Origin of the sequence: Mesorhizobium sp. ESP-6-4, assembly GCF_020164735.1 — a bacterium.
In the GTDB taxonomy this organism is placed as follows: Bacteria; Pseudomonadota; Alphaproteobacteria; order Rhizobiales; family Rhizobiaceae; genus Mesorhizobium.
The window spans coordinates 198,409-222,965 of the sequence record NZ_JAIUGS010000005.1 but is presented as its reverse complement, the minus strand read 5'-3'; the positions used below and the strand labels follow the sequence as shown (position 1 = coordinate 222,965).

Sequence of the window (24,557 nt, the reverse complement as noted above, 5' to 3'; positions counted from 1 at the left end):
CTCCCCTCGATGGGGAGGTCGGCGCGAAGCGCCGGGTGGAGCGAAGCGCCGGCGCTCGATCTTTAGCTATCCAGCAATGCCTGCAGCGTCTCGATGCGGTCGGCTTCCGCCGCCGGCTTGTCCCAGCGCAGCCGTGAGATGCGGGGAAAGCGCATCGCGACGCCAGATTTGTGGCGGGTCGAGCGGTTGAGGCCTTCGAACGCCACCTCCAGCACCAGGCCGTTCCTGCGGTCGGCGCGCACCGAGCGCACCGGCCCGAAACGCTCGATCGTGTTGTCGCGCACATATTTGTCGATTTCTCTCAGCTCCTCGTCGGTAAAGCCGAAATAGGCCTTGCCGACCGGCACCAGCTCTTCCGAGCCCTCCGGGCCGGACCAGACGCCGAACGTGTAGTCGGAATAAAAGCTGGAACGCTTGCCATGGCCGCGCTGCGCATACATCAGCACCGCGTCGATGGTGTGCGGGTCGCGCTTCCACTTGAACCACGGGCCCTTCGGCCGGCCGGCAAGATAGGGCGAATCCCAGCGCTTCAGCATCACCCCTTCGATGATCGGATGCGGCGGCGCCTGACGCAGCCGCTCCAGCGTCTCCCAGTCGGAAAACGTGACCAGCGGCGAGAGATCGAAGCGGCTCGGGTCGAGGGTTTTGACGAAAGCCTCGAGTCGCTTGCGGCGCTCGGCGAAGGGCAGCGCGCGCAGGTCCTCGCCGTCGATCTGCAGCGCGTCGTAGCAGCGCATGAAGGCCGGATATTGCTGCTGGATCTTTGGCGACACGCTCTTGCGGTTCAGCCGCTGCTGCAGGTCGGAAAAGGTTCCGGTCGCCTCGCGCGGGTCGCCGACCAAAAGCTCGCCGTCCAGCGCCGCCTCGAAATTCATCGCGGCGGCAAGGTCCGGGAAGGCGCCGGACACGTCGTCGCCGGTGCGCGAATAAAGCCGGCGCACGCCGCCTTCGCACACCGCCTGCACGCGTATGCCGTCCCACTTCCATTCCGCCGCATAATCGGCCGGGTCGAGCTTTTCGAGGTCGCCGTCGTCGACAGCATTGGACAGCATCACCGGACGGAACAGCGCCAGCGCGGCGCTCGTCGGCTTTTCCGCCCGGCCCTCGAGCCAAGCGAATAGCTCGGTGTAAGGCGGCGCCAGCCCGTGCCAGAGCTCCTCGATCTCAGCGACGTCGACTTGGCCAAGGTCGGCCAGCGCCTGCTTGGCGAGCCGCGCCGACACGCCGATGCGCAAGCCGCCGGTGACCAGCTTGATGATGGCGAAGCGCGCCGAGATGCTGGCGTCGTCGAGCAGCCGTGACAGAACCTTCGGTCCGTCGGAGCGGCTCGCCGCCTGCAGTCTGCCGACCACTTCGGCAAGCGTCGGCACATGATTGGGGATGTGGCCTTGTGGTTGCGGCCAGACCAGCGACACCGTCTCGGCGAGATCGCCGACATAGTCGTAGGAATAGCCGAACAGCACCGGATCCATGCGCTCGACCACCAGCGCGCGCAGCATTGCCGGCTTCACCGCCGCGATCGAGAGATCGCCGGTGATCGCCGCCAGCGCCAACCCGCGATCGGGATCCTCGACGCTGCGGAAATAATCGGTCAGCAGCGTCAGCTTGCCGTTGCGCGACGGCGTCAGCACAAGGCGGTCGAGAAGCTCGGCGAAACGGTTCATGGGCGTTTGCGCTGCGCCAATTGCGAAAGCTGGCGCGAGGCCCCCCTCTCTGGCCTGCCGGCCATCTCCCCCTCAAGGGGGGAGATTGGACGTCGCGTCCGCTTTCGCGAATCTTCGGCGCCGGTAGAGATGCGCCGGCGTTCAAGCTGCCAATCTCCCCCCTTGAGGGGGAGATGTCCGGCAGGACAGAGGGGGGCGCCGTAGAGCGCGGCGGTGGCGATTTTCTTATGCGCGTACGCCATCAATCGCCCTCATCCTCATACCCTACGAGATGCAGCGGCCGCGCCGCGATGCCCTCCAGCTCGCACCAGCGCACCAGCGCCTCCTCGCGGCCATGCGTGACCCAGATTTCCTCCGCGCCGGTTTCCCTGATCGTGATGATCAGCTCGTCCCAATCGGCGTGGTCGGAAATGATCAGCGGCAGCTCGACGCCGCCTTGCTTGGCGCGTTGGCGGATGCGCATCCAACCTGAGGCGAAGCAGGAGATCGGGTCGGGAAAACGCCGCGCCCAGCGGTCGGCGAAGGCCGACGGCGGGCCGACGACGATCGCGCCGGCGAAATCGGCCTTGCCGCGGCTTTCCACCGTCCCCGGCTCGAGCTTGCCGAGATCGATGCCTTGGCTCTGATAATATTCGCTGAGCTTCGCCAGCGCGCCGTGGATATAGATCGGCCGGTCGTAGCCCGCGTCGCGCAACAGCCGCATTACGCGCTGCGCCTTGCCGAGCGCATAGGCGCCGATCAGATGCGAGCGTTCGGGAAATTGCGCCGCCGATTTGAGCACGCGCGCGATCTCCTCATGGTCCGGCGGATGGCGAAACACCGGCAGGCCGAAGGTCGCTTCGGTGATGAAGACATCGCATGGGATAGGCTCGAACGGCAGGCAGGTGGCGTCCTTCTGCCGCTTGTAGTCGCCGGAGGCGACGATGCGCATGCCCCCATGCTCGACGCAGATCTGCGCCGAGCCCAGCACATGCCCGGCCGGATGGAAGGTCACGGCGACGCCGTTGATGTCGATCGTCTGACCGAAAGCAGCCGCCTGCGTGGTCCCGGCGAAATCCTCGCCGTAACGCAGCCCCATGATGTCGAGCGTCTCTTGCGTGGCCAGCACCGAGCGGTGGCCGGAGCGCGCATGGTCGGAATGGCCATGCGTGATCAGCGCCCGCCCGACGGGCCGTACCGGATCGATGAAGAAATCGCCGGGCGGGCAGTAGAGGCCCTCCGGCCGGGGCTTGAGCAGGTCGCTGGCGCGCATGGCTTTGAACATAGTGGCTAAATTTGCCTCGGGAAGCCTGTTGCAAGAGACTGCTGACTCGTCCTACAGCCCCTTGCCGGCTCCGCCTCGCCGGTGGGATTTTTCAAAAGATGAAACCGCTCCAGGCCTCCTCGGGCGATTTGAACGCCGATCGTCGCGCCGATTTCGCCGAGACGCTGCTCGCCTCGGGCGGGCTGGCGCAGGCGGCCGAGCTTCTGCTTGGCGCGCTGGAACTGGCGCCGCAATGGGCGGCGGGCTGGTTTCGCCTCGGCGAGATGCAGGAGGCGGCAGGCCTGCTCGACCAGGCCGCGCAGGCCTGGGCCATGGCGCTGAAGCTCGAGCCCGCGGACCGCCTTGGCGCCGCGCTGAAGCTTCAACTGATCGGCAAGGCGCCCGCCGCCGAGGCGCCGCCCAGCGCCTTTGTCGAGACCTTGTTCGATCACTACGCCGACAGTTTCGAGGACTCGCTTGTCGGGAAGCTCGGTTATGGGCTGCCGGATTTTCTCTGGCGCGCCATAAGCAAGGCACAGCCCGGCCGGTTCCGGTTGGCCCTCGACTTCGGCTGCGGCACCGGCCTGATGGGCGAGAGGCTGCGCCCGTTCGCCGACCGGCTGGAGGGCTACGACATCTCGGCCGGCATGCTGAGGAAGGCGAAGGCCAAGGGCATCTACGACCGGCTGGCCAAGGCCGACCTCCAGCATTTCTCTTACACAGGCGCCAAGGCCGACCTCGTGGTCGCGGCCGACGTGTTCATCTATCTGGGCGCGCTCGAACGCATTGTCGGCGCGGTCGCGAACATGCTTGCCGATGGCGGCCTGTTCGCCTTTTCGCTCGAGACGCTTGCCGGCGACGGCGATTTCGCCCTTTTGCCGTCGCGGCGTTATGCCCACTCAGAGGCCTATGCGCGGCTATTGCTCGCGGCAAACGGCCTTGCGGTCCTGTCGCTGGAAAGCACGGTTATCCGGCACGACCGGCGGGATCCGGTCGAGGGCCTGGCCATTGTGGCTGGGTTTCCCGCTGCAGCCGCCGAGCTGGGGAATCCGGCAACGGCATGAGGTCGACCTTGCTGCGAAAAAGCCCGAATGGCATGGTCGGGGTTGCGCGGGGCGGATACCGAGTCTTTGTTTTTGCGCAATTCCGGACGGAAAACCACGAGGCACTTTTCCTGGAATTGCCCTAGGGAGATATCCATGCGCTGGACCATGGTTGCGTTGGCGTCTTGCCTGACGGTCTCCGGCTGTGTCGGCGGCACGTCGATGGCCGAGCGTCAGGACGAGGATGTCCAATCCTCATTGCAATATGACGATGTGCCTTGCGATCAGTTGCTGGCGCAGCGCAATCAACTGGCGCGGCAGAACAATCTGCCCGTCACTGCCAAGCCGGGCTTCTCCAATCCGGCCATGGGCTTCGGCCCGTTCATGCCGGATATGCGCTCCAAGGCGCAGCGCGCCAGCAACAAGGCGAGCGGCGAGATCGACGCCATGAACCGCTCGATCGAACGCCGCGACTGCGGCAAGCCGAAGAAGAAGGAGACGCTCGGGCTGCCCGGCTCGAAACCTTCCTGAGCCCCGTTTGACGCTCGGATGGACCGGCGAGCGTTTGATCGCGCTTGAAAGACCGCCCGATGAACCTCTCAGACCTCGGCGACCGCATCTGCATCCTGGGCCCGTCCAATAGCGGCAAGTCCACCCTTGCCGACGCGATAGCGCGCAAGCGCGGCCTGGAAGCCGTTCACCTCGATCAGCTCTTTCATCTGCCCAATACGGATTGGGAGCAGCGTCCGAGGGCCGAATTCATTGCCCTGCACGATGCCGCGATAGCCGGCGAGCGCTGGGTGATGGACGGGAACTATTCGGTTTGCATGCCGCAGCGACTTCGGCGGGCGACAGGCTTGATTCTGCTGGATATCTCCACGGCCGCGAGTCTTCTGCGCTATTTAAGGCGAACGCTGTTCGAGAAGGACAGGCTCGGCGCTCTGGAAGGCGGGCGCGACAGCATCAAATGGGACATGATCCACCACATCGCCGTCACCACGCCGCGAAACCGCAGGAAATACCGGGCGATGTTCGAAGCGCTCGATCTGCCGAAGCTGCAGCTGTCTTCGCTGCGGGCGATCAAGCAGCGCTTCCGCGACTGGGGTCTGACTCCCGATTAATACCCCGCCTTGCGGTCGACCAGGTTCTCGAGCTTCTCGCCGCGCTCGAAGGCGGCCATCTGGCGAAGCATGATCGGCACCAGATGCGCCGGGTCCGACGTCGCCGCCGCATGCGGCGTGACGAACACTTTCGGATGGCTCCACAGCGGGCTGGTCTTCGGCAGCGGTTCGACCTCGAACACGTCGAGGCTCGCTTCCTTCAGCGTGCCGTCGTCCAGCGCGCGCAAAATGTCGGCATCCTTCTGCAGCCGTCCGCGCCCGGCATTGATCAGCACCGCGCCGCCGAGCCCGTTGCGCCGGCGCAGTTCCTTGAGCAGTCCGTAATTGACGATGCCCTGGGTCTGCGGCGTGAGCGGCAAGAGCACAACCAGGATATCGGTGGCGTTGAGGAAGGGGATCAGCCCCGCCTCGCCGGCATAGGTCGAAACGCCCTTCATCCCCCGCTCGCTGCGCGACCATCCGTTGACGGCGAAACCGAGCGACAACAACGCCGAAGCCGCGGCGCGGCCAAGACTGCCAAGCCCCATGATGCCGACGGAGACGTCGCCCGCCACCCGTTGCGGCGGCTCGTGCCAGATCTTCTTTTGCTGCTGGGCTCGGTAAAGCGAGGCCTGGCGATGGTGGTCGAGCACGCGCCAGACAACATATTCGACCATGTGCTGGGTAAGATTGTCGGCGACGATCTTGACGATCGGCACGTCGGGCAGGCCTGGATCGGCAAAGACATGGTCGACACCGGCGCCGATCGAGAAGATGGCGCGCAGATTGGGCAGCGACTTGAGAAGGTTGGGCTTCTGCTTCCACACCACCGCATAGGTGATCGAAGGATCGTTGGCGCCGTTCGGCTCCAGCACGACCTCGCGCTCGGCCGAGAGCAGCTCGTGCCAGCGCTGCGGGTGGATGCCCGTGAGGGCAAGCAGGATTTTGCCTTTTTCCATTTTCGGATTTTTCTTCCCTGTTTCGCCGGTGCGGGTCCGGCTACTCGCTGACCACGCCGGTCGGCGCGGTCTCGATCTTGAAGGCCGCCGCCATCAGCGCCCGCGTATAATCGGTTTGCGGGCTGCTGAAAATCTGTTCGGAAGGTCCCGCCTCGACGATCCGGCCATTGCGCATGACGATGACATCATTGGCAAGGGCGCGGACGACCTTGAGGTCGTGGCTGATGAAGAGGTAAGCGAGATTATGCTTGGCCTGCAGGCTGCGCAAAAGGTCGACCACCTGCGCCTGCACGCTCATGTCGAGCGCGGAGGTCGGCTCGTCGAGCATGACGAAGCGCGGGTTGAGCACCATGGCGCGGGCGATGGCGACGCGCTGGCGTTGGCCGCCGGAGAATTCATGCGGATAGCGGTGGCGCGTTTCGGGATCGAGGCCGACCTCCTTCAGCACGGCGACCACCTTGTCGTCGCGCTGGTCGGCCGAGAGCTTCGGCTCGTGGATCTTCAGTCCTTCCTCGATGATCTCGGAGACCGACAGGCGCGGGCTGAGCGATCCGAACGGATCCTGGAAGACGATCTGCAATTCGCGCCGCAGCGGCCGCATGGCGCCGAAGGAGAGCTGGTTGATGTCGCGTCCGTTGAAATTGATCGTACCGGTCGAGGAGATCATCCGCGCGAGCGCTAGGCCCAGCGTCGTCTTGCCCGAGCCGGATTCGCCGACGACGCCAAGGGTCTGGCCGGCCCGCACCGTGACGTCGATGCCGTCCACGGCCTTCACATGGTCGACCGTGGTCCGGAAGAAGCCTTTCTTGATCGGGAACCAGACCTTGATGTCCTTGCCGGTCATGACTGATTTGGCGCCCGGGTCGGTTGTGGGCGGCTTGCCCTTCGGCTCGGCCGCGAGCAGATGCTTTGTATAGTCATGCCGCGGATTGGCGAAGATTTCCCTGGTCGGGCCGCTCTCCACGATCTTGCCCTTGGTCATGACGCAGACGCGGTCGGCGATCCTGCGCACGATGCCGAGATCATGCGTGATGAACAGCAGCGACATGCCCTTGCGGGCTTTGAGCTCCGCCAGCAGTTCCAGGATCTGCGCCTGCACGGTGACGTCGAGCGCGGTCGTCGGCTCGTCGGCGATCAGAAGCTCCGGCTCGTTGGCCAGAGCCATGGCGATCATGACGCGCTGGCGCTGGCCGCCGGAGAGCTGGTGCGGATAGGCGTCGAGGCGTTTCTGCGGATCGCGGATGCCGACCTCGGTGAGCAGTTCCAGCGTGCGGGCGCGCGCCGGGGCGTCGCGCAGGCCCTGATGCAATTGCAGCACCTCGACGATCTGCTGCTCGATCGTGTGCAGCGGGTTGAGCGAGGTCATCGGCTCCTGGAAGATCATGGTGATCTTGTTGCCGCGCACGCCGCGCAACGCCTTCTCGTCCATGGCGAGCAGGTTGGCCCCGCTGAACAGGATTCTACCCGACGGATGGCTGGCTGCCGGATAGGGCAGGAGCTTCAGCACCGACAGCGCCGAGACCGATTTGCCCGAGCCGGATTCGCCCACCAGGGCCAGCGTCTCGCCCTTGGCGATGTCGAATGAGATGTGATCGACGGCGATCGCCTGGCTGCCGCCTTGCGCGAAGGCGACGCTCAGATCCTGGACGGAAAGGAGGGCTTGGTTCATTTGAACGTCTTGCGCGGATCGAAGGCGTCGCGCGTCGCCTCGCCGATGAAGACCAGCAGGGACAGCATCAGCGAGATCACGATGAAGCCGGAGATGCCGAGCCAGGGGGCGTTGAGGTTGCGCTGCGCCTGTTTCAGCAATTCGCCGAGCGAGGCCGAGCCCGGCGGCAGGCCGAAGCCGAGATAGTCGAGCGAGGTCAGCGTCGAGATTGAGCCAGAGAGCAGGAAGGGCAGGAAGGTCAGCGTCGCCACCATGGCGTTCGGCAGCAGGTGGCGGAACATGATGGTGAGGTTTGGCACGCCCAGCGCGCGCGCCGCGTTGACATATTCGAAGTTGCGCGCGCGCAGGAATTCGGCCCGCACCACGCCGACCAGCGCCACCCATGAAAACAGCAGCATCAGGCCGAGCAGGATGAAGAAGCCGGGCGGCAGGATGGCCGAGATGATGAGCAGCAGATAGAGCACCGGGATCGCCGACCAGATCTCGATGAAACGCTGGAAGAGAAGGTCGGTCCAACCGCCGAAATAGCCTTGCACCGCGCCGGCCGCGACGCCGATCAGCGACGAGCCGAGCGTCAGGATCAGGCCGAACAGAACCGAGATGCGGAAGCCATAGAGCACCCGCGCCAGCACGTCGCGGGCCTGGTCGTCCGTGCCCAGCCAGTTCCAGTTGCCGACGGTGCAGTTGGCGTCGGCCTCGCCTTGCGGGTACTGGCTGCAGCGCGTCTTCTTGTCGTAAAGCCAGGACGGCTTTGCGGGCGCCGGTTCCGGAATGGCGTTGTTGACCGTCTGATAGGAGTAGCGGACTGGCGGCCAGATCATCCAGCCATTGGAGTTGATCTCGTCCTGGATCACCGGATCGCGATAGTCGGTGACGGCATAGAAACCGCCGAACTTCTCCTCCGGATAGGCGACCAGAACCGGAAACAGGATCTCGCCCTTGTAGGAGGCGACGATCGGCTTGTCGTTGGCGATCAGCTCTGAAAACAGCGACAGCACGAACAGCAACAGGAAGATCCAGAGCGACCAGTAGCCGCGCCGGTTAGCCTTGAAATTCTGCAACCGCCGCTGGTTGAGCGGCGACAGAAATGGCCTGCGGGGCCGAACCGGGGCGCTTTGGATCGCGGCCTCGGCCATCAGATGTCTCTCCGCTCGAAGTCGATGCGCGGATCGACCCAGGTATAGATCAGGTCGGACAGAAGGCCGACGAACAGGCCAAGCAGCGAGAAGATGTAGAGCGTGGCGAACACCACCGGATAGTCGCGGTCGATCACCGACTTGAAGCCGAGCAGGCCGAGGCCGTCGAGCGAGAAGATGTTCTCGATCAGCAGCGAGCCGGTGAAGAAGGCCGAGATGAAGGCGCCGGGAAAACCGGCGATGACGATCAGCATGGCGTTGCGGAACACGTGGCCGTAGAGCACCTTGTGCTCCGACAGCCCCTTGGCGCGCGCCGTCACCACATATTGCTTGCGGATTTCTTCGAGGAAGGAGTTCTTGGTGAGCAGGGTGGTCGTCGCGAAAGCCGAGAGCACGAGCGCCGTCAGCGGCAGCGTCATGTGCCAGAAATAGTCTGCGATCTTGGCGGGCCAAGACAGCTGATCCCAATTGTCAGAGACGATGCCGCGCAGCGGAAACCAGTCCCAGAACGAACCGCCCGCGAACAGTACCATGAGCATGATGCCGAACAGGAAGCCTGGGATGGCATAGCCGACGATGACGACGCCGCTGGTCCACACGTCGAAGGTCGAGCCGTCCTTCACCGCCTTGCGGATTCCGAGCGGGATCGAGATCAGGTACGACAACAGCGTGATCCACAGGCCGATGGAGATGGAGACGGGCATCTTCTCCAGGATCAGGTTCAGCACCGAGATATCGCGGAAATAGCTGTCGCCGAAATCGAAGCGGATATAGTTCCACAGCATCATGCCGAAGCGCTCGAGCGGCGGCTTGTCGAAGCCGAATTGCTTTTCCAGCTTCTTGATGAATTCGGGATCGAGCCCCTGCGCGCCGCGATATTTCGAGCCGACATCGCCGGCCACGTCGAAATTGCCGCCGCCGGCGTCGCCGCCACCGCTGCCGAGGCGGTCGTTGCCGCCCTGGTTGGTCAGCCGGGCGATCACCTGCTCGACCGGGCCGCCCGGCGCGAACTGGATGACCGCGAAGGAGATCGCCATGATGCCGAACAGCGTCGGGATCATCAGGAGAATGCGGCGCAGGATATAGGCGCCCATCAGGCGACGGGCCCCGCGCGAACAGTGATGTCAGGCTTTGCCAATCTTCGCCGCCTTGCCCTTGTCGAACCACCACAGCGCCTCGACCGGAAAGCCGAAATCGGGTTTCTGTTCGGGGAAGCCGAACATGTCCCAATAGGCGCTTCGGTGATTCGCCAGATACCAACTTGGAATCCAATCGCGCCGCGCGCGCAAGGCCCGGTCCAACGCGCGCATGGCGGTGGTCAGGCTTTCACGATCCTTGGCGGCGCCGACGGCATCGATCAGCGCATCGACTGCCGGGCTTGCAACGCCCGACAGGTTGCGCGAGCCCGATACGGCGGCGCTGCGCGAGTGGAAGAAAATTTCCAGATCGTCGCGGGTCGGCGTAGCGCTGAAATTGAAGGCGGCCGAGAGCAGGTCGAAATCGAATGTCGATTGCCTGAGCTGGTACTGCGCCGAATCCACCAGGCGGATCGACGCATCGATGCCGATGGCCTTCATGTTGGCGACCCAGGGCGAATAGACCTGCACGAAGGTCTCGTCGTCGACCAGGAATTCGGCGGCCAGCCGCCCGCCCTTGTCGTTGACCACGAAATCACCGGAGCGTTTCCAGCCGGCCTGAGCGAGCAACTTCAATGCCGCGCTCAGTTGCTTCCGGTCCCGCCCTGAGCCGTCCGACGGCGGTTGCGTCACCGCTTCGCCGAATGTCTCCGGCGGCAGCTGGTCGCGCAGCGGCTCAAGCAGCGCCAGTTCCTGCGGGGTCGGCATGCCCGCGGCCCGGAAGTCGGATTTTTCGAAGCAGGATTGCGAGCGCTCATAGGAACCATAAAAGAAGTTGCGCCGTGTCCATTCGAAATCGAAGCAGAGCGCGATCGCTTGCCGCACGCGTGGATCCTTGAACTGCTCACGCCGCTGGTTGACCGCGGTGGCCTGCATGGATGGCGTGGTTTCAGCCGGGAACTCATGCTTGATCACCTTGCCGGCGGTAAAGGCCGGAAAATCGTAAGCCGTCGCCCAGACGCGCGACGTGAATTCCTCGCGGTAGAGGATCTCGCCCTTCTTGAAGGCCTCGAACCCGGCGGTGCGATCCTGGTAGAATTCGACGCGGACACGCCCGAAATTGTTCAGGCCGCGATTGACCGGCAGGTCGTTGCCCCAATAGTCGGCCACCCGCTCATATTCGATCCAGGCGCCCGCCGACCAGCGCCCGACTTTGTAGGCGCTTGAGCCGAGCGGTGGATTGAGCTGCGAGGAATCGAACGGGTTGGCCGTAAAGAAGGCCTTCGAAAGGATAGGAAATCCGACGACGTTGAGGATGGTGCGGGCCGACTGCTTGCCCGAGAATTTGAGCTCGACCGTGTGGGTGTCCTTCGCCACGGCATCTTCCAGATGCGTCAGTGACAGCGCGTAGTCCGGATGCCCTTTGTCTTTCAGCAGCTTGAAGGTGAAGGCAACATCGTCGGCGGTGAGCGGCGTGCCGTCATGGAAGCGCGCCTGCGGGCGCAGCGAGAAGGTGAAGGTGTTGCGGTCGTCGGAGATCGTGACACTCTCGGCGATCAGTCCATAGGCCGCATCCGGCTCGTCAAGCGCCCGCACCATCAGGGAATCGAAGCACATTTCCATGCGCTGCGGGGAATCGCCCTTGGGTACGAACGAATTCAGCGTGTTGAAGGTCTGCGGGCTCTGGTTGGCGCCCCAGTTGGGCGGCGAGAAGTTGAAGGTGCCGCCTTGCGGCGCATCGACATTGACATAGTCGAAATGCGTGAAATCAGGCTTGTATTTGAGGTCGCCGAAGGCCGACAGGCCATGCAGCCTGATACCGGTCGGGGTATCAGCAAAGGCCCGGCCCGGCAGCAACGCGGCCGCCGTGGCCGCGGCGCCGAGCGCCAGGAAGTCGCGGCGAGGAAGCAAAGTCCGCCGCTCCATCAATTGACGCCTTTGTACTTGGCGGCCAGCGCCTTTTCCCTGGCCGTGTCGATCCACCAGGAATCGATATCGGCGCCGCGGTAGCTGGGCTGCTTATCCGGCATGCCGAATTTGTTCCAATAAGCATACCAGACGGCCGAGCGATGGTACTGCGGCAAAACGTAGAAGTTCCACAAAAGCACCCGGTCAAGGGCATGGGTGGCGGCGACAAGGTCGGCGCGGTCGCTGGCAAAAACGATCCGATCTATCAGGGCGTCGACGACCGGGTCCTTAATGCCCATCAGGTTACGCGAGCCTGGAGCGTCTGCTGCCTTCGAACTCCAGAATTCGCGTTGCTCGTTGCCGGGCGATTCAGATTGCTGAAGCACCGTGGTTACCATGTCGAAGTCGAAGTGGTTGATCCGGTTGATGTACTGGGTCTGGTCGATGATGCGTAGGGTCGCGTCGATCCCTATTTTGCGCAGGTTAGCGATGTAAGGGCTGGAGATGACTTGGTCGGTGTCGTTCGACCCGAGTATCTCGAACTTAAGCGGCTCGCCGGACTTTGTGTTGATCATCTTGCCGCCTTTGATCTGCCAGCCGGCCTGAGCAAGAAGATCAACGGCCCGCTTAAGATGTTTCCGCTCCGCTTGCGGTGAGTCATAGACAGCTAGCTTGAACTCCTGAGTGAACAATTCGGGCGGCAGCTTGTCGCGATATTTTTCCAGGATTTCCAGTTCCTTGCCTTGCGGCAGGCCGCTCGATGCCAGTTCGGTGCCTTGGAAATAGCTCGACGTTCTGGTGTTGAAGCCAAAAAACAGCGTCCTGTTCATCGTCTCGAAATCGAAGGGCTGGGTCAGCGCCTCACGCACCCGACGATCTTGGAAAAGTGCTCGCCGCTGGTTGAACACGAAGCCCTGCATGGGCTGCGCATGTTCGCTTTCGAAGGTCTTCTTGATCACATCGCCGCCCTTGAAGGCCGGAAAGTCATAGGCCGTTGCCCATTTGCGCGAACTCATTTCGCGGTGGATGTCGTCCAGCCCACCTTTTGTGAAGGCCTGCCAGGCAGCGTTGTCGTCAAGGATGTAGGTGAAGCGCTGGGTGTCGAAATTCTCGCGGCCGATCTTCACCGGCAGCTTGGCGCCCCAATAGTCCGGCACGCGCTGCCAGACGATTTCCGAGCCTGGCTTGAAGCTGGCGATCTTGTAGGCCGCGGAGCCCAGTGGCGGCTCGAGCGTCGGCCTTGTGATGTCGCGCTTCTTGCCGCTGGCGTCCGTGCCTTCCCACCAGTGCTTCGGCAAGACGACGAGATCGCCGAGGATCTTGGGCAGCTCGCGGTTGCCCTTCTGGTTGAAATGGAACTCGACCTCGCGGTCCGAGACCGCGACCGCCTCGGTCACGTTCTCGAAATAGCGATTGTATCTGGGGCTGTTGGCCTTCAGCACCTGGAATGACCAGACCACGTCGTCGACGGTGATCGGCTTGCCGTCATGCCATTTTGCACGAGGATCGAGTCGGTAGGTGGCTGAGGAAAAATCGGCAGGATACTTGAAGGCGTCTGCGATCAGGGGGTGGCTCACACTGCCTTCATCAGTAGCCTGTTCCATCAGCGTGTCGTAAAGCTGGCTGCCACCAAAATCGGCGAAGCCAGCAGCGGGTGACCCTTGCACTATGAAGGGATTGAAGCTGTCGAAGGTCCCTATAGCGACGGCATTGTAGGTGCCGCCCTTCGGCGCATTCGGATTGACGTAGTCGTAATGCTGAAAATTCTCGCCATACTTCGAAGGTCCGATCAGCGACGATGTCGTACGCCATTCATCGGCGAAGCCGGCCTGCAGGCTGGCGGCGAAGGCGAGCGCGAACGCCGATGCGAAAAGCGTGCGGAAACGGCCAACCTTCATGCGTTCTCCTCGTCGCGAACTCCAGAGCGGTTCATCGTTCCCGGAAACGACAACCGCTCTATCGCTTTGTTTCGAAGCAATTCCGGACGGAAACCGGTTCTCCCTTCCTGGAATTGCTCTGTCCACCCGCAATCTAGATCATTTGACGCGGGTGGAAACCGCAAGTGCCGCCTTTGTCGCGCTCCATGCAGCTTTCCTAACAGAAAAGCCGGGACGAACCCGGCTTTTCCAAGGAAGTCTCTATGACAAATTGTTTATTGAGCGGGCGCGGCGGGCTTGGCCGGAGCGGTTCCCTCGGCCGGCTTGGCCGGCGCGGCGCCTTCGGCGGGCTTCGCGGGTGCGGCACCTTCCGCCGGCTTGGCTTCCGCCGAAGCGCCCGGCTGCGGCAGCGGCTTCGGATTGTCCGACAGCGTGCGCAGATAGGCGATCACATTGGCGCGGTCTTCATCCTTCGGCAGGCCGGCGAAGCCCATCGCCGTGCCCTTCACGAACTTCTTCGGCGAGGTGATGAAGTGGTTGAGATTGTCGTAGGTCCAGTGCTCCTGGCCGCCCTTGGAGAAATCCTTCATGCCGGCCGAATAGGCGAAGCCTTCATGCTCGGCGACGGGGCGGTCGACGATGTCCCAAAGGTCCGGACCGACCTTGTTCGGACCGCCTTTTTCGCCGGAATGGCAGGCCTGGCATTTCTTGAAGATCGCGGCGCCCGCCTCTGCGTTGGCGGTGGCGAGTAGGTCGGCGATCGGCTTGGCTTCCGCCGCGGGAGCAGCCGGACCGCCTTCGGCCGGTTCCTGCGCTTCGATGGCGAAGCCGGGCTTTTCGGGCGTCGGCGAGGCGAACAGCCCGTCCGAGACGAGGCCTATGGAAAAGACGATGAAGCAGGTTCCAAGAAATCCGCCGAGCAGCTTGTTGACTTCGTTGGAATCCATACGCCCCTTGCTCCCTTTTCCGGCGGACCGTCCCGTCCACTCCGTCCGTCGGTCTCGCGAACTGCCCTGAAAGGCCAGTCAAACCGCGCGGAAACTAGGTCTTTTGCTCTGGCGTTGCAACACCTATAAGGGCGCTTCCAGTGAGACCTTTTGCCACTTTTCCATCCGCTTTTTTCGGCTGCCCTGAAATCCGATGTCGACCTTGATCCTGATCCCCGCCCGCATGGCCTCGACGCGCCTGCCGGGCAAGCCGCTGGCCGACATTGCGGGCGTGCCGATGATCGTCCATGTCGCCCGGCGCGGGGCCGAGGCCGGGCTTGGCCGCGTGGTGGTGGCGACCGACACGGAAGCGGTCGCGCAAGCCGTGCGGGCGCATGGTTTCGAGGCTGTCATGACCCGAGCGGATCACGAATCGGGCTCCGACCGCATCTTCGAGGCGCTGACGGCGCTCGACCCCGAAAGGCGGGTGCAAACGATCGTCAACGTCCAGGGCGATCTGCCGACCATCGACCCCGAAATCATCGGCGCGTCGCTGCGGCCGTTTGAGGACAAATCGGTCGATATCGCCACGCTCGGCGTCGAGATCGTGCGCGACGAGGAGAAGACCAATCCCAATGTCGTCAAGATCGTCGGCTCGCCGCAGTCCGCGACACGGTTGCGAGCCCTCTATTTCACCCGAGCCGCCGCGCCCTGGGGCGAGGGGCCACTCTACCATCACATCGGCCTCTACGCGTATCGCCGCGCCGCGCTGGAACGTTTCGTCGCGCTGAAGCCGTCGCCGCTGGAGCGTCGCGAGCGGCTGGAGCAGCTGCGCGCGCTGGAAGCCGGCATGCGCATTGACGCCGAGATCGTCCATTCCGTGCCGCTCGGCGTCGATACGCCGCATGATCTCGAGCGGGCAAGACAGATCCTTTCAAATTGAGATATCGGCATGGCTGACAAGACCAACAGAATTTCCTTCCAGGGCGAGCCCGGCGCCAATTCCGACACGGCCTGCCGCAACATGTTCCCGTCGATGGAGCCGTTGCCGTGCCCGACCTTCGAGGATGCCTTCAACGCGGTCGAGACCGGCAAGGCCGAGCTCGCCATGATCCCGATCGAGAACACGATCGCCGGGCGCGTCGCCGACATCCACCACCTCTTACCGGAATCGAAGCTGCATATCGTCGGCGAATACTTCCTGCCGATCCACTTCCAGCTGATGGTGCTGCCGGGCGTGAAGCGGGAAGAGATCAGGACCGTCCACAGCCACATCCACGCGCTCGGCCAGTGCCGCAAATATATCCGCAAGAACGGCTGGAAGCCGGTGATCGCCGGCGACACGGCGGGTTCGGCCAAGATGGTGTCGGAGGTCCGGGACCGCACAATGGCCGCGCTGGCGCCGGCTCTGGCCGCCGAGCTCTATGGGCTCGACATCATCGAGAAGAATGTCGAGGACACCGATTCCAACGTCACCCGCTTCGTCGTGCTGACCAAGAACAAGCAGTGGGTGGAGCGCCCCGCGCCGGACGCCAAGATGATGACCACCTTCATCTTCCGTGTCCGCAACGTGCCGGCCGCGCTCTATAAGGCCATGGGCGGCTTCGCCACGAACGGTATCAACATGACCAAGCTCGAGAGCTACCAGCTCGGCGCCTTCACCGCGACGCTGTTCTACGCCGACATCGAGGGCCACCCGGACGACCCCCTGGTCAAGCTGGCGCTGGACGAGCTGCGCTTCTTCTCGCGCGAGATGCGCATCCTCGGCGTCTATCCGGCCAGCGCCTCGCGCGAGCAGTGGAAGGTGGCGGATTAGCGCCAGCCCAATTCAGGTCAGGCCGGGCCGAAAATGGTGGCCTCCGAGAACCGGAGCGGAGCGTACTTGAAGTACGTGAGCACCGGAAGCGCAGGGGGGCCGCCATTTGCAGGCCGGCCTCACCTGAATTTTCAGCCGAACCCCAGCGGCACGTAGTCAATCTCCATGAACTTCTCGACCTCGGGCACCCAGCGGTCGCGCACGAAGGCGACATGGTCGGGGTGCTCGTTGTAGCGCGTGTAGGCCGCCTGGTCGGCGAATTCCATCGAGAAGCCGAACTGGTAGTCGTTCTTCGGGCTCACCTGCCGCAACTGCTCGAAATGCGTGACGCCCTTGATCCCGGTCAGGATCTTCTTCGCATCGTGCAGGAAGCGCTTCGTCTCCAGCGATTGCAGCGGATGCTTCAGCGTGAACACGACGGTATGGCGGATCATGTCTCGTCTCCTATTCGCTGTCGACCCAGGCGCGGATGAGGTGATGGGCGATTGCCCCTTTCGGCGGTGTAATCAAGCCATCGGCATGCTGCCTGTCCAGCATCGTGCGCACCTCGTCGCGGAAGAACCAGCGGCAGTCCTCCAGCTCGTTGAGGTCGGCCTGGATATCCTCGTTAAGGGGCTCGCCGAAACAACCGATCATCAGCGAATAGGGGAACGGCCAGGGTTGGCTGGCGTGGTAGACGACGCGGCCGAGCCGGATGCCGGCCTCTTCGAGCGTCTCGCGCCGTACCGCCGCCTCGATTGTCTCGCCCGGCTCGATGAAGCCTGCAAGCGCCGAATACATGCCCGGCGCGAAATGCCTGCCGCGCCCCAATAGGCATTTCTCGCGCGTCGCCGTCAGCATGATTGCCACCGGATCGGTGCGCGGGAAATGGTCGGTGCCGCAGGCAGGGCAATGGCGCCGGTAGCCGCCGGCGCGCATCTCCGAGCGGTTGCCGCATTTGGAACAGAAGGCATGGCTTACGTGCCAGGCAAGCAGCGCCGCGCCTTGCGCCAGCGCGCCGGCCGCCGCCTCGTCGACCAGCCCTTGCATATAGACGGAACGATAGTCGATCGCCTTGATCGTCTCGGGCAGCTTTTCCGGCTCGATGCCGGCGGGCACGGCCAGCACCGGCCCGCTGTCGGAGAAGCCGAGGAGCACGCCGCGATCGAGTGCGGCTTCGAAAGCTCCACTCTCATCCGTCCTGAACCAGGGGTCGAACGTGCCGTCCTCGAGCTTGAGATAGAGCCGGCCGGCATGCATCAGCATCAGCCGCGCGGCCTGGTCGGCCAGCGCTTTTTCGACCGCATCATCAGCCCGGTTCTCGGACTGCCGATCGATCCGGTTGCCGGCGAAACCGACGAATTGGCTGGGCTCGCGCAAGGGCGCGTCGAACAGGCGAAAGCTCATGGAGACTCGGGTGGGCTCGATGTGCGGATGGACACTGGTCAGCTTATAGCGCCGCCTTGATCGTTTCGGCAAACCGCCTGATATCGGAGCGCTGGTAGGGCTCGCGTATGCCATGGCCCCAGACCGGTCCCGGCCAGCCGGGATCGCCCTCCGAGCGGGCGACGACGTGGACATGCAGCTGACGCACGATGTTGCCGAGCGCGCCGGTGTTGATCTTGGTGCATCCGGTCACCCGCTTCAGCGCCTGCGCTACCATATTGGTCTCGAAGGTCAACATCGCCTGGTCGAGCGGCGTCAGGTCGTGAATTTCCTCCACGCCCGGCCGCTGCGGCACCAGAACCAGCCATGGCCAGCGGCGGTCGTTCATCAGCCTGAGCTCGCAAAGGCCAAGCCACATAAGCTGCTCGCTGTCCGCCTCCAGCCGGGCGTCCAGCGTGAATCCGGCCTCGAGGCCCGGCAGCATGAGCGTTTCCTTCGCTTTTGTTGCAAGCATTTTCCAAACCAGGAACGCTAGAGCGGCGGCAGGGTGGCTGCAAGCGATTCATTGACCGCCATTATCGATTTGAAGGACTTTCCGCCTTCGATGCGGTTGCGGGTTCCGGCTCGGCCCTTGCATTTCGCTGCCGAATTGCCGATATGGAGCGCGGGAGGTTGGTGGTGGACGATCCACTCGCCAACCGGGTCAGGTCCGGAAGGAAGCAGCCCTAACGAGCCCGGAACGGGTCATTGTTCCAGCCTCCCACCTCTTCGCCTTTCTCCCGCGACATTGACGGCGCCAAGCCGTGCGGGTGAGACTATGCGCAGGAATCGGCCGCCTTCCGTCGCGGTCCTGGGAGCTTTTGACGGCGAATGAGCGAAGCCGGAAATTTGGGGCCACAAAGCCTGGAGACTGGCAAGGCCGCCGCTTATCGCGTCCTGGCGCGCAAATACCGCCCTTCGAATTTCTCCGAGCTGATCGGCCAGGAGCCGATGGTTCGCACGCTGACCAACGCCTTTGCCACCGGCCGCATCGCCCAGGCCTGGATGTTGACCGGCGTGCGCGGTGTCGGCAAGACGACGACCGCGCGCATCCTGGCGCGCGCCCTCAACTACAAAACCGCGACCGTCGACCAGCCCTCCGTCGACCTTTCGATTCTCGGCGAGCATTGCCAGGCGATCATGGAAGGCCGCCATGTCGACGTCATCGAGATGGACGCCGCCTCACATACCGGCATCGACGACATCAGGGACATCATCGACCGGGTGCGCTACGCACCGGTCTCGGCGCGCTACAAGGTCTACATCATCGACGAAGTGCACATGCTCTCCACCCAGGCCTTCAACGGCCTGCTGAAGACGCTGGAAGAGCCGCCGCCGCACGTCAAATTCATCTTCGCCACCACCGAGATACGCAAGGTTCCGATAACGGTCCTGTCGCGTTGCCAGCGCTTCGATCTCCGCCGCATCGATGCCGGCGCGCTTGTCGGGCATCTGTCCTCGATCGCGGCCAAGGAAGGTATTACCGTCGACGACGAGGCGCTGGCGATGATCGCGCGGGCCGCCGAAGGCTCGGCGCGCGATTCGCTCTCCATCCTCGACCAGGCGATCGCCCATGGCAGCGGCACGGTCAGCGCCGAGGCGGTGCGAGCCATGCTCGGCCTTGCCGACCGCGCCCGCATCATCGACCTGTTCGAGCATGTCATGAAGGGCGATGTCGCAGCGGCCTTGGCCGAATTCCGCGCGCAATACGACACCGGCGCCGATCCGGCCGCCGTTCTTACCGATCTTGCCGAGTTCAACCACCTCGTCACCCGCCTGCGCTTCGTGCCGGCGGCAGCCGACGATGCTTCGCTTTCCGAGGATGAGCGCCGGCGCGGCGCCGAATTCGCAGGCACGCTTTCGGTGCGCGTGTTGTCGCGGACCTGGCAGATGCTGCTCAAGGGTATTCCTGAGGTGCAGTCTTCCAACCGCCCGGTCAGCGCCGGCGAAATGGTGTTGATCCGCTTGGCGCATGCCGCCGACCTGCCGACGCTGGACGAGGCTTTGAAATCGCTGGAAGGTGCGGCCCCGCAGTCGAATGTGGCGACTCGCGCCAACGGAGCACCCGCGGGGTCCGGCAATGGCAGCGCAACTGCTGTCGCGCAGACCCGGGTGACAGCCTCCCCCGGCGGCGCGCAGACGATGCGCCTGGTCGAGGCGCAGCCTGTGCCGGATACCTTCGTTCCCGCGCCGGAGCCGGTCGCCGAGACGCCTGTCGTTCCAGTGAAATCGCTGGCCGACATCGTTGCGCTTGCCGACGCCAATCGCGACATGGCCTTCAAGGTGCTGCTGAAACGCTGCGTGCGGCCGGTTCGCATCGAGCCCGGCCGGCTCGACGTTGCCTTGACTAACGACGCGCCGAAGATGCTGCTCAACGACCTCACCGCCAAGCTGCGCGCCTGGACCGGGCGCAACTGGCTGGTGTCGCTGTCGAAGGAAGAAGGCGGCCAGACATTGGCCGAGATGGAGACGACGAAGCGCGAGAATGCCTTCTCCGACGCCAAGAGCGATCCCGTAGTCGCGGCCATTCTCGCCCGTTTCCCTGGCGCCAAGATCATCGATGTGCGCATCCCGGACGTGCCGGAAGTGGATGAAGCCGAGGCCGACCTGCCGGTCGAGCCGGCGGCCGATGACGACGAGACCTGAAACATTTTTAGAGGACCAACCGATGAAAGATCTTCTCGGCCTGATGGGCAAGGCGAAGGAAATGCAGGCCAAGTTCCAGGCCATGCAGGACGAGATCGCCACGCTTGAAGCCACCGGCCAGGCCGGCGGCGGTCTGGTCAGCATCACGCTGACCGGCAAGTTCGAAATGAAGACGCTGAAGATCGATCCGTCTTTGATCAAGGCGGACGAAGCCGAAATACTGGAGGACCTCATCCTGGCCGCCCACAATGACGCCAAAAATAAGGTCGAGCAGATCATGCAGGAGAAGACCAAGGCGTTGACGGCAGGCTTGCCGATCCCGCCCGGAATGAAATTGCCTTTCTGAGGCGGTGTCCGCCAGTTAATTGATTATGAACGGAAATTGAGTCCAGCTGTAATATTAACCATTTTGCCGGCAATGCTCACGGGCTCATTTCGCGGCATTCATAAAGTTTTACCCAAGTCCAGAAGTTGCTAACCCTCTAGCCATCTTTTTGCCTGAAAGAGTCTCATTCTTGCCACATCTCGGGGCGGGCTGGCATCTGGACATGAGGCTTTTTTGGTGATCGCGACGCGATGGAAGACGCCGCTGCTGCTTATCGGCATCGTCACTTCCCCCTTGCTCCTGGCCGGTTGCAGCCAGACCACTTCCTCCCATGGCATGTCGGTGTCGGGTCTGACCGATGCCCTTACGCCGAGCTTCCTCACGCGTTCCTCCGGCCACTCGCTGAAGGACAAGGAATGCTTGCAAAGGGCAATGTTCTTCGAATCCAACAGGTCGAGCCGCGACGGCATGATCGCGGTGGGCACGGTCGTCATGAACCGTCTTCGCTCGGGCCAGCACGGCAACACCATCTGTCAAGTTGTCGGCGAGCCGGGCCAGTTTGCTCCGGGCGTCATGACTCGGCCGATGAATTCAAGGGCCCTGCCGGATGTCGAGGAGGCGGCCGATGCTGTGCTGAGAGGCGAACGCAAGGCCAAGCTCAAGAACACGATGTATTTCCACACCGCCGGCCTGCGTTTTCCCTACAAGAACATGCATTACACCATGGTTGCCGGCGGCAACGCCTTCTATGAGAAGCGCGGCCGCAACTGGCAGCCGCTGCCGGACGAGCCGATGGTCGCCATGGCCTCCGACAAACAGCAGAAAATCGACCCTGCCGCCCCCGTGCTGGTGGCTTCCGCCGAGCCGGTGGTCAAGACGATCGTACGCCCGGATCCGGCCAAGCAGGCCGCGATGAATGCGGCCGAACCGACGCTTCCGGCCAAGGCGGCAATCGTTCCGGCCGAAGCGACCTATGTGACGGCTGCTGCTGCTCCTTCGCAGAAATCCGGCCGCCTCGCGCAGAAGCCGATGGTCGTGGCGATGCAGGAGCCGATGGCCGAGCCGGACGCCTCGCGTTTCGGCGGCACGCTCAAGGGCCGCTACGTCTCTTCGGTGCCCAGCGCGCCGCAGGAAGCGTCGATGGGCTTCCAGTTGACACCTGAGAACACCGACGCCATCGGCGCGATGATCGCCAGCCAAGATCGGCCGCTCGAAACCAACTGAGCCCGATTTGATCCAATACAGGGCCCGCCATGGCGCCATGGCAGGCCCTCTGCCCTTGCTGGCTGTTCCAAACCGCTCTGAAAAATCCTGGATCAGTCCACCGTTTCAAGAAGCGGCGAACTGATCCATCTTTTCCCTTGCACGCAATTCGGGACGGAAAACCGCTTCGCACTTTTCCTGGAATTGCTCTAGATCAGGGCGATGTCGAAGAGAATCGCCGGTCCGGAAATCGAACGCCTGATCCAGCTCCTGGCCAAGGTGCCGGGGCTAGGGCCGCGCTCGGCCAGGCGCGCAGCGCTTCATCTCATCAAGAAGAAGGAACAGCTGCTCGAGCCCCTGGCTGCCGCCATGAGCGAAGCGGTCGACAAGGTGCGCATCTGCTCGACCTGCGGCAATGTCGATACCGCCGATCCTTGCATGATCTGCACCGACCCACGCCGCGACGCCGGCACGCTGATCGTCGTCGAAGACGTCTCGGACCTTTGGGCGCTGGAGCGTGCGGCGGCGATGAACGTGCGCTATCACGTGCTCGGCGGCACGCTGTCGCCGCTCGACGGTATCGGTCCGGACCAGCTCAACATCCGCTTGCTGATCGACCGCGTTGCCGGCGGCGAGGTGAAGGAAGTCATCCTCGCCGTCAATGCCACCGTCGAGGGGCAGACGACGGCGCATTATTTGACGGATCAGTTATCGGGTTCTGATGTGAAAGTGACGCGGCTCGCGCATGGCGTGCCGGTCGGCGGCGAGCTCGATTACCTGGACGAAGGCACGCTGGCCGCGGCGTTGCGGTCGAGGACGGCGTTTTGAGGGGACTGGAGAGGGCGCACGTGACAGATGTTATTCCTCGGGATGCTGCGCTCCGTCACACCCCCCTCTGCCCTGCCGGGCATCTCCCCCGCAAGGGGGGAGATTGGCAGTTTCTTTGCCGGCGCTTTTATCCCCACGTCGGCGATTGGCGAAAGCCTGCGCGACATCTGATCTCCCCCCTTGTGGGGGAGATGTCCGGCAGGACAGAGGGGGGCGCGACAGAACGCCAGCCTTCCAGATGGGTCGTCCTTTCCTTTCTGACGGCGTTGATCGCTCTCTTCATTACCACCCCCACCCATGCCGCCCCCATCGACGACCAGTTCCAGGCCTGGCTTCAAACCGACCTCTGGCCCGAAGCCAAGTCCAAAGGCATTTCCAAGAAGACCTTCGACGCGGCCTTCCTCGGCGTGAAGCCGAACTTGAAACTGCCCGATCTCGTCCTGCCCAGCGAGAAGCCGACGACGCCTGAGAAGCAGCATCAGGCCGAGTTCGGCCCGCCGGCCAGCTACTTCGCCGAGAAGGTGGTTCGGGCCGTCACCTCGGGCGGAAGGACGCGCGAGAGCGCCAATGCCCGGACGCTCGGGCTGATCGAGAAGCGCTATGGCGTTCCGGGCGAGATCGTGCTGGCGATCTGGGGTCGCGAGACCGGCTTCGGCGCGGCCAAGATGCCTTACGACGCCTTCGAGGTGCTGGGCACCAAGGCGTTCATGTCGACCAAGAAGGATTTCTTCCGTACCGAGGTGCTGGCGGCGCTCGAAATCGTCGAGCGCGGGCTGGCGCCGGTCAATGCGATGAAATCGTCCTGGGCCGGCGCGCTCGGCCAGCCGCAATTCATGCCGACCTCGTTCTTGAAGCACGCCGTCGATTTCGACGGCGATGGCCGGCCCGACATCTGGAATTCGACGCCCGATGTGCTCGCCTCGATCGCCAACTATCTCGTCCACTATGGCTGGGTGAGGGGGCGCGGCTGGGGGGCCGAGGTGACGGTGCCGGCAAATGTGTCGTGCTCGCTCGAAGGACCCGACCGGGGCAAGAGGATCTCCGATTGGGTGGCGATGGGCATCAGGCGCGTCGACGGCAAGGCATTTGCGGCGAGCGAATTGAAGGCCGAGGGCTTGCTGCTGATGCCGGCCGGGCGCAGCGGTCCGGCCTTCGTCGTGACGCCGAACTTCTATGTGCTGAAGCAATACAACAACAGCGATCTCTACGGCCTATTCATCGGTCATGCCGCCGATCGCATCGCCAAGGGCGACGCCGCCTTCGTCGGCGGCTGGGGCGCGGTCGGCGATCTCCACCGCTCCGATATCGCCGCCCTGCAGCGGGCGCTGGAAGCCAAGGGCTACGATGTCGGCAGCGCCGACGGCCTGCCCGGCTTCAAGACCCGTCGCTCCATCGGCATCTGGCAGGCAAAGAACGGCAAGCCCGCCACCTGCTTTCCCGATGCGGGCCTAGTCGCGCAGTTGAAATAGCGGCTGCCTCGCAAGGGATGGACCTGATAATTTTTTGCGGATTGGCGGCTTCAATTAGCCGGCGCATCGGTCGACTCATACGGCTCGACTGGTCCCCCAATATAGCGTCTCGCAAAATGTCCGTTGCCGGTTCGAGAACCGCTGAATAGGGTGTTGACCAACTGGACAAAAAACACGACGGTAAGGGGTCAAAGCCGCAGCCGGCCTTGCAAAGAACAATACAGCCCTGAGCCGGGAACTCAGGTCAACAAAACAGGGAACGATC

At 63.5% G+C, this 24,557-nt stretch carries 22 protein-coding genes and 1 other RNA gene; 11 read left to right on the top strand and 12 right to left on the bottom strand.

Annotated features, from left to right (window positions below; all coding sequences use genetic code 11):
• Positions 1 to 62: 62 nt before the first annotated feature.
• Both LB523_RS12900 and LB523_RS12895 read right to left on the bottom strand, forming a co-directional pair.
• Entirely contained in the window at positions 63 to 1,664 is a 1,602-nt protein-coding gene (locus LB523_RS12900; protein WP_224603083.1) for a cisplatin damage response ATP-dependent DNA ligase, read from the bottom strand.
• A 241-nt stretch (positions 1,665 to 1,905) separates the two neighbouring features.
• Positions 1,906 to 2,916 carry a ligase-associated DNA damage response exonuclease gene (locus LB523_RS12895; RefSeq protein WP_224603215.1) on the bottom strand — a complete coding sequence of 337 codons (1,011 nt, stop codon included), beginning with the start codon at positions 2,914 to 2,916 and terminating at the stop codon, positions 1,906 to 1,908.
• A gap of 110 nt (positions 2,917 to 3,026) precedes the next feature.
• On the opposite strand from LB523_RS12895, the gene LB523_RS12890 reads away from it, so the two are divergent.
• The 3 genes from LB523_RS12890 to LB523_RS12880 all read left to right on the top strand — a co-directional run bounded on the left by LB523_RS12890 (position 3,027) and on the right by LB523_RS12880 (position 5,071).
• On the top strand, positions 3,027 to 3,971 hold the full coding sequence (locus LB523_RS12890; protein ID WP_224603082.1) for a class I SAM-dependent DNA methyltransferase: 945 nt from the start codon (positions 3,027 to 3,029) through the stop codon (positions 3,969 to 3,971).
• Between the two features lie 135 nt (positions 3,972 to 4,106).
• The gene (locus LB523_RS12885) at positions 4,107 to 4,481 is read left to right on the top strand and encodes a hypothetical protein (protein WP_140843790.1); all 375 of its coding nucleotides are present in this window, start codon (positions 4,107 to 4,109) and stop codon (positions 4,479 to 4,481) included.
• Between the two features lie 59 nt (positions 4,482 to 4,540).
• Complete coding sequence (locus LB523_RS12880; protein WP_140843788.1) at positions 4,541 to 5,071, top strand: AAA family ATPase; 531 nt, start codon at positions 4,541 to 4,543, stop codon at positions 5,069 to 5,071.
• Here LB523_RS12880 and LB523_RS12875 read toward each other — a convergent pair.
• The 7 genes from LB523_RS12875 to LB523_RS12845 all read right to left on the bottom strand — a co-directional run bounded on the left by LB523_RS12875 (position 5,068) and on the right by LB523_RS12845 (position 14,622).
• Positions 5,068 to 6,009, bottom strand: coding sequence for a 2-hydroxyacid dehydrogenase (locus tag LB523_RS12875; protein ID WP_224603081.1), 942 nt, complete (start codon positions 6,007 to 6,009; stop codon positions 5,068 to 5,070). The two genes, LB523_RS12880 and LB523_RS12875, sit on opposite strands and share 4 nt — an antisense overlap.
• A gap of 40 nt (positions 6,010 to 6,049) precedes the next feature.
• Entirely contained in the window at positions 6,050 to 7,678 is a 1,629-nt protein-coding gene (locus tag LB523_RS12870) for an ABC transporter ATP-binding protein (RefSeq protein ID WP_224603080.1), read from the bottom strand.
• A complete protein-coding gene (locus LB523_RS12865; RefSeq protein ID WP_095766001.1) occupies positions 7,675 to 8,814 on the bottom strand; it encodes an ABC transporter permease in 1,140 nt (379 codons plus the stop codon). The genes LB523_RS12870 and LB523_RS12865 overlap by 4 nt, the downstream gene beginning before the upstream one ends.
• Entirely contained in the window at positions 8,814 to 9,908 is a 1,095-nt protein-coding gene (locus LB523_RS12860) for a microcin C ABC transporter permease YejB (protein ID WP_095766000.1), read from the bottom strand. The genes LB523_RS12865 and LB523_RS12860 overlap by 1 nt, the downstream gene beginning before the upstream one ends.
• A gap of 30 nt (positions 9,909 to 9,938) precedes the next feature.
• On the bottom strand, positions 9,939 to 11,816 hold the full coding sequence (locus LB523_RS12855) for an extracellular solute-binding protein (protein WP_224603079.1): 1,878 nt from the start codon (positions 11,814 to 11,816) through the stop codon (positions 9,939 to 9,941).
• Positions 11,816 to 13,696, bottom strand: coding sequence for an extracellular solute-binding protein (locus LB523_RS12850; RefSeq protein WP_224603078.1), 1,881 nt, complete (start codon positions 13,694 to 13,696; stop codon positions 11,816 to 11,818). The genes LB523_RS12855 and LB523_RS12850 overlap by 1 nt, the downstream gene beginning before the upstream one ends.
• 254 nt (positions 13,697 to 13,950) lie before the next feature.
• The gene (locus LB523_RS12845) at positions 13,951 to 14,622 is read right to left on the bottom strand and encodes a c-type cytochrome (RefSeq protein WP_224526766.1); all 672 of its coding nucleotides are present in this window, start codon (positions 14,620 to 14,622) and stop codon (positions 13,951 to 13,953) included.
• Between the two features lie 193 nt (positions 14,623 to 14,815).
• On the opposite strand from LB523_RS12845, the gene LB523_RS12840 reads away from it, so the two are divergent.
• Together LB523_RS12840 and LB523_RS12835 are read left to right on the top strand one after the other, a co-directional pair.
• On the top strand, positions 14,816 to 15,544 hold the full coding sequence (locus LB523_RS12840) for a 3-deoxy-manno-octulosonate cytidylyltransferase (protein ID WP_224603077.1): 729 nt from the start codon (positions 14,816 to 14,818) through the stop codon (positions 15,542 to 15,544).
• A 9-nt stretch (positions 15,545 to 15,553) separates the two neighbouring features.
• A complete protein-coding gene (locus LB523_RS12835; RefSeq protein WP_224603076.1) occupies positions 15,554 to 16,417 on the top strand; it encodes a prephenate dehydratase in 864 nt (287 codons plus the stop codon).
• A gap of 131 nt (positions 16,418 to 16,548) precedes the next feature.
• Here the strand turns inward: LB523_RS12835 and LB523_RS12830 are convergent, their stop codons facing one another.
• The 3 genes from LB523_RS12830 to LB523_RS12820 are packed head-to-tail and all read right to left on the bottom strand — an operon-like array spanning position 16,549 to position 18,266.
• On the bottom strand, positions 16,549 to 16,851 hold the full coding sequence (locus tag LB523_RS12830) for a Dabb family protein (RefSeq protein ID WP_140843772.1): 303 nt from the start codon (positions 16,849 to 16,851) through the stop codon (positions 16,549 to 16,551).
• A gap of 10 nt (positions 16,852 to 16,861) precedes the next feature.
• On the bottom strand, positions 16,862 to 17,803 hold the full coding sequence (gene nudC / locus LB523_RS12825; protein ID WP_095765993.1) for an NAD(+) diphosphatase: 942 nt from the start codon (positions 17,801 to 17,803) through the stop codon (positions 16,862 to 16,864).
• 43 nt (positions 17,804 to 17,846) lie between these two features.
• Positions 17,847 to 18,266: an HIT domain-containing protein gene (locus LB523_RS12820; protein WP_224603075.1), complete on the bottom strand. Its 420-nt coding sequence runs from the start codon at positions 18,264 to 18,266 to the stop codon at positions 17,847 to 17,849.
• 183 nt (positions 18,267 to 18,449) lie between these two features.
• Here LB523_RS12820 and ffs point away from each other — a divergent pair.
• The 6 genes from ffs (at position 18,450) to LB523_RS12790 (ending at position 24,292) form a co-directional block, all read left to right on the top strand.
• An RNA gene (ffs, locus tag LB523_RS12815) (signal recognition particle sRNA small type) lies at positions 18,450 to 18,546 on the top strand.
• 106 nt (positions 18,547 to 18,652) lie between these two features.
• Entirely contained in the window at positions 18,653 to 20,467 is a 1,815-nt protein-coding gene (locus LB523_RS12810) for a DNA polymerase III subunit gamma/tau (RefSeq protein ID WP_224603072.1), read from the top strand.
• Between the two features lie 22 nt (positions 20,468 to 20,489).
• Entirely contained in the window at positions 20,490 to 20,813 is a 324-nt protein-coding gene (locus LB523_RS12805; protein ID WP_095765991.1) for a YbaB/EbfC family nucleoid-associated protein, read from the top strand.
• 216 nt (positions 20,814 to 21,029) lie between these two features.
• On the top strand, positions 21,030 to 22,016 hold the full coding sequence (locus LB523_RS12800; protein ID WP_224603070.1) for a cell wall hydrolase: 987 nt from the start codon (positions 21,030 to 21,032) through the stop codon (positions 22,014 to 22,016).
• Between the two features lie 201 nt (positions 22,017 to 22,217).
• A complete protein-coding gene (gene recR / locus LB523_RS12795) occupies positions 22,218 to 22,823 on the top strand; it encodes a recombination mediator RecR (RefSeq protein WP_224603068.1) in 606 nt (201 codons plus the stop codon).
• Positions 22,824 to 23,014: 191 nt separating this feature from the next.
• Complete coding sequence (locus LB523_RS12790; RefSeq protein WP_224603066.1) at positions 23,015 to 24,292, top strand: lytic murein transglycosylase; 1,278 nt, start codon at positions 23,015 to 23,017, stop codon at positions 24,290 to 24,292.
• Positions 24,293 to 24,557: the final 265 nt, after the last annotated feature.

Excerpts from the sequence above, each read along its gene's own strand:
- LB523_RS12900 (WP_224603083.1), bottom strand. The coding sequence starts at position 1,664 with ATGAACCGTTTCGCCGAGCTTCTCGACCGCCTTGTGCTGACGCCGTCG.
- LB523_RS12895 (WP_224603215.1), bottom strand. The coding sequence starts at position 2,916 with ATGCGCGCCAGCGACCTGCTCAAGCCCCGGCCGGAGGGCCTCTACTGC.
- LB523_RS12890 (WP_224603082.1), top strand. The coding sequence starts at position 3,027 with ATGAAACCGCTCCAGGCCTCCTCGGGCGATTTGAACGCCGATCGTCGC.
- LB523_RS12885 (WP_140843790.1), top strand. The coding sequence starts at position 4,107 with ATGCGCTGGACCATGGTTGCGTTGGCGTCTTGCCTGACGGTCTCCGGC.
- LB523_RS12880 (WP_140843788.1), top strand. The coding sequence starts at position 4,541 with ATGAACCTCTCAGACCTCGGCGACCGCATCTGCATCCTGGGCCCGTCC.
- LB523_RS12875 (WP_224603081.1), bottom strand. The coding sequence starts at position 6,009 with ATGGAAAAAGGCAAAATCCTGCTTGCCCTCACGGGCATCCACCCGCAG.
- LB523_RS12870 (WP_224603080.1), bottom strand. The coding sequence starts at position 7,678 with ATGAACCAAGCCCTCCTTTCCGTCCAGGATCTGAGCGTCGCCTTCGCG.
- LB523_RS12865 (WP_095766001.1), bottom strand. The coding sequence starts at position 8,814 with ATGGCCGAGGCCGCGATCCAAAGCGCCCCGGTTCGGCCCCGCAGGCCA.
- LB523_RS12860 (WP_095766000.1), bottom strand. The coding sequence starts at position 9,908 with ATGGGCGCCTATATCCTGCGCCGCATTCTCCTGATGATCCCGACGCTG.
- LB523_RS12855 (WP_224603079.1), bottom strand. The coding sequence starts at position 11,816 with ATGGAGCGGCGGACTTTGCTTCCTCGCCGCGACTTCCTGGCGCTCGGC.
- LB523_RS12850 (WP_224603078.1), bottom strand. The coding sequence starts at position 13,696 with ATGAAGGTTGGCCGTTTCCGCACGCTTTTCGCATCGGCGTTCGCGCTC.
- LB523_RS12845 (WP_224526766.1), bottom strand. The coding sequence starts at position 14,622 with ATGGATTCCAACGAAGTCAACAAGCTGCTCGGCGGATTTCTTGGAACC.
- LB523_RS12840 (WP_224603077.1), top strand. The coding sequence starts at position 14,816 with ATGTCGACCTTGATCCTGATCCCCGCCCGCATGGCCTCGACGCGCCTG.
- LB523_RS12835 (WP_224603076.1), top strand. The coding sequence starts at position 15,554 with ATGGCTGACAAGACCAACAGAATTTCCTTCCAGGGCGAGCCCGGCGCC.
- LB523_RS12830 (WP_140843772.1), bottom strand. The coding sequence starts at position 16,851 with ATGATCCGCCATACCGTCGTGTTCACGCTGAAGCATCCGCTGCAATCG.
- nudC (WP_095765993.1), bottom strand. The coding sequence starts at position 17,803 with ATGAGCTTTCGCCTGTTCGACGCGCCCTTGCGCGAGCCCAGCCAATTC.
- LB523_RS12820 (WP_224603075.1), bottom strand. The coding sequence starts at position 18,266 with ATGCTGCCGGGCCTCGAGGCCGGATTCACGCTGGACGCCCGGCTGGAG.
- LB523_RS12810 (WP_224603072.1), top strand. The coding sequence starts at position 18,653 with ATGAGCGAAGCCGGAAATTTGGGGCCACAAAGCCTGGAGACTGGCAAG.
- LB523_RS12805 (WP_095765991.1), top strand. The coding sequence starts at position 20,490 with ATGAAAGATCTTCTCGGCCTGATGGGCAAGGCGAAGGAAATGCAGGCC.
- recR (WP_224603068.1), top strand. The coding sequence starts at position 22,218 with ATGTCGAAGAGAATCGCCGGTCCGGAAATCGAACGCCTGATCCAGCTC.
- LB523_RS12790 (WP_224603066.1), top strand. The coding sequence starts at position 23,015 with ATGTCCGGCAGGACAGAGGGGGGCGCGACAGAACGCCAGCCTTCCAGA.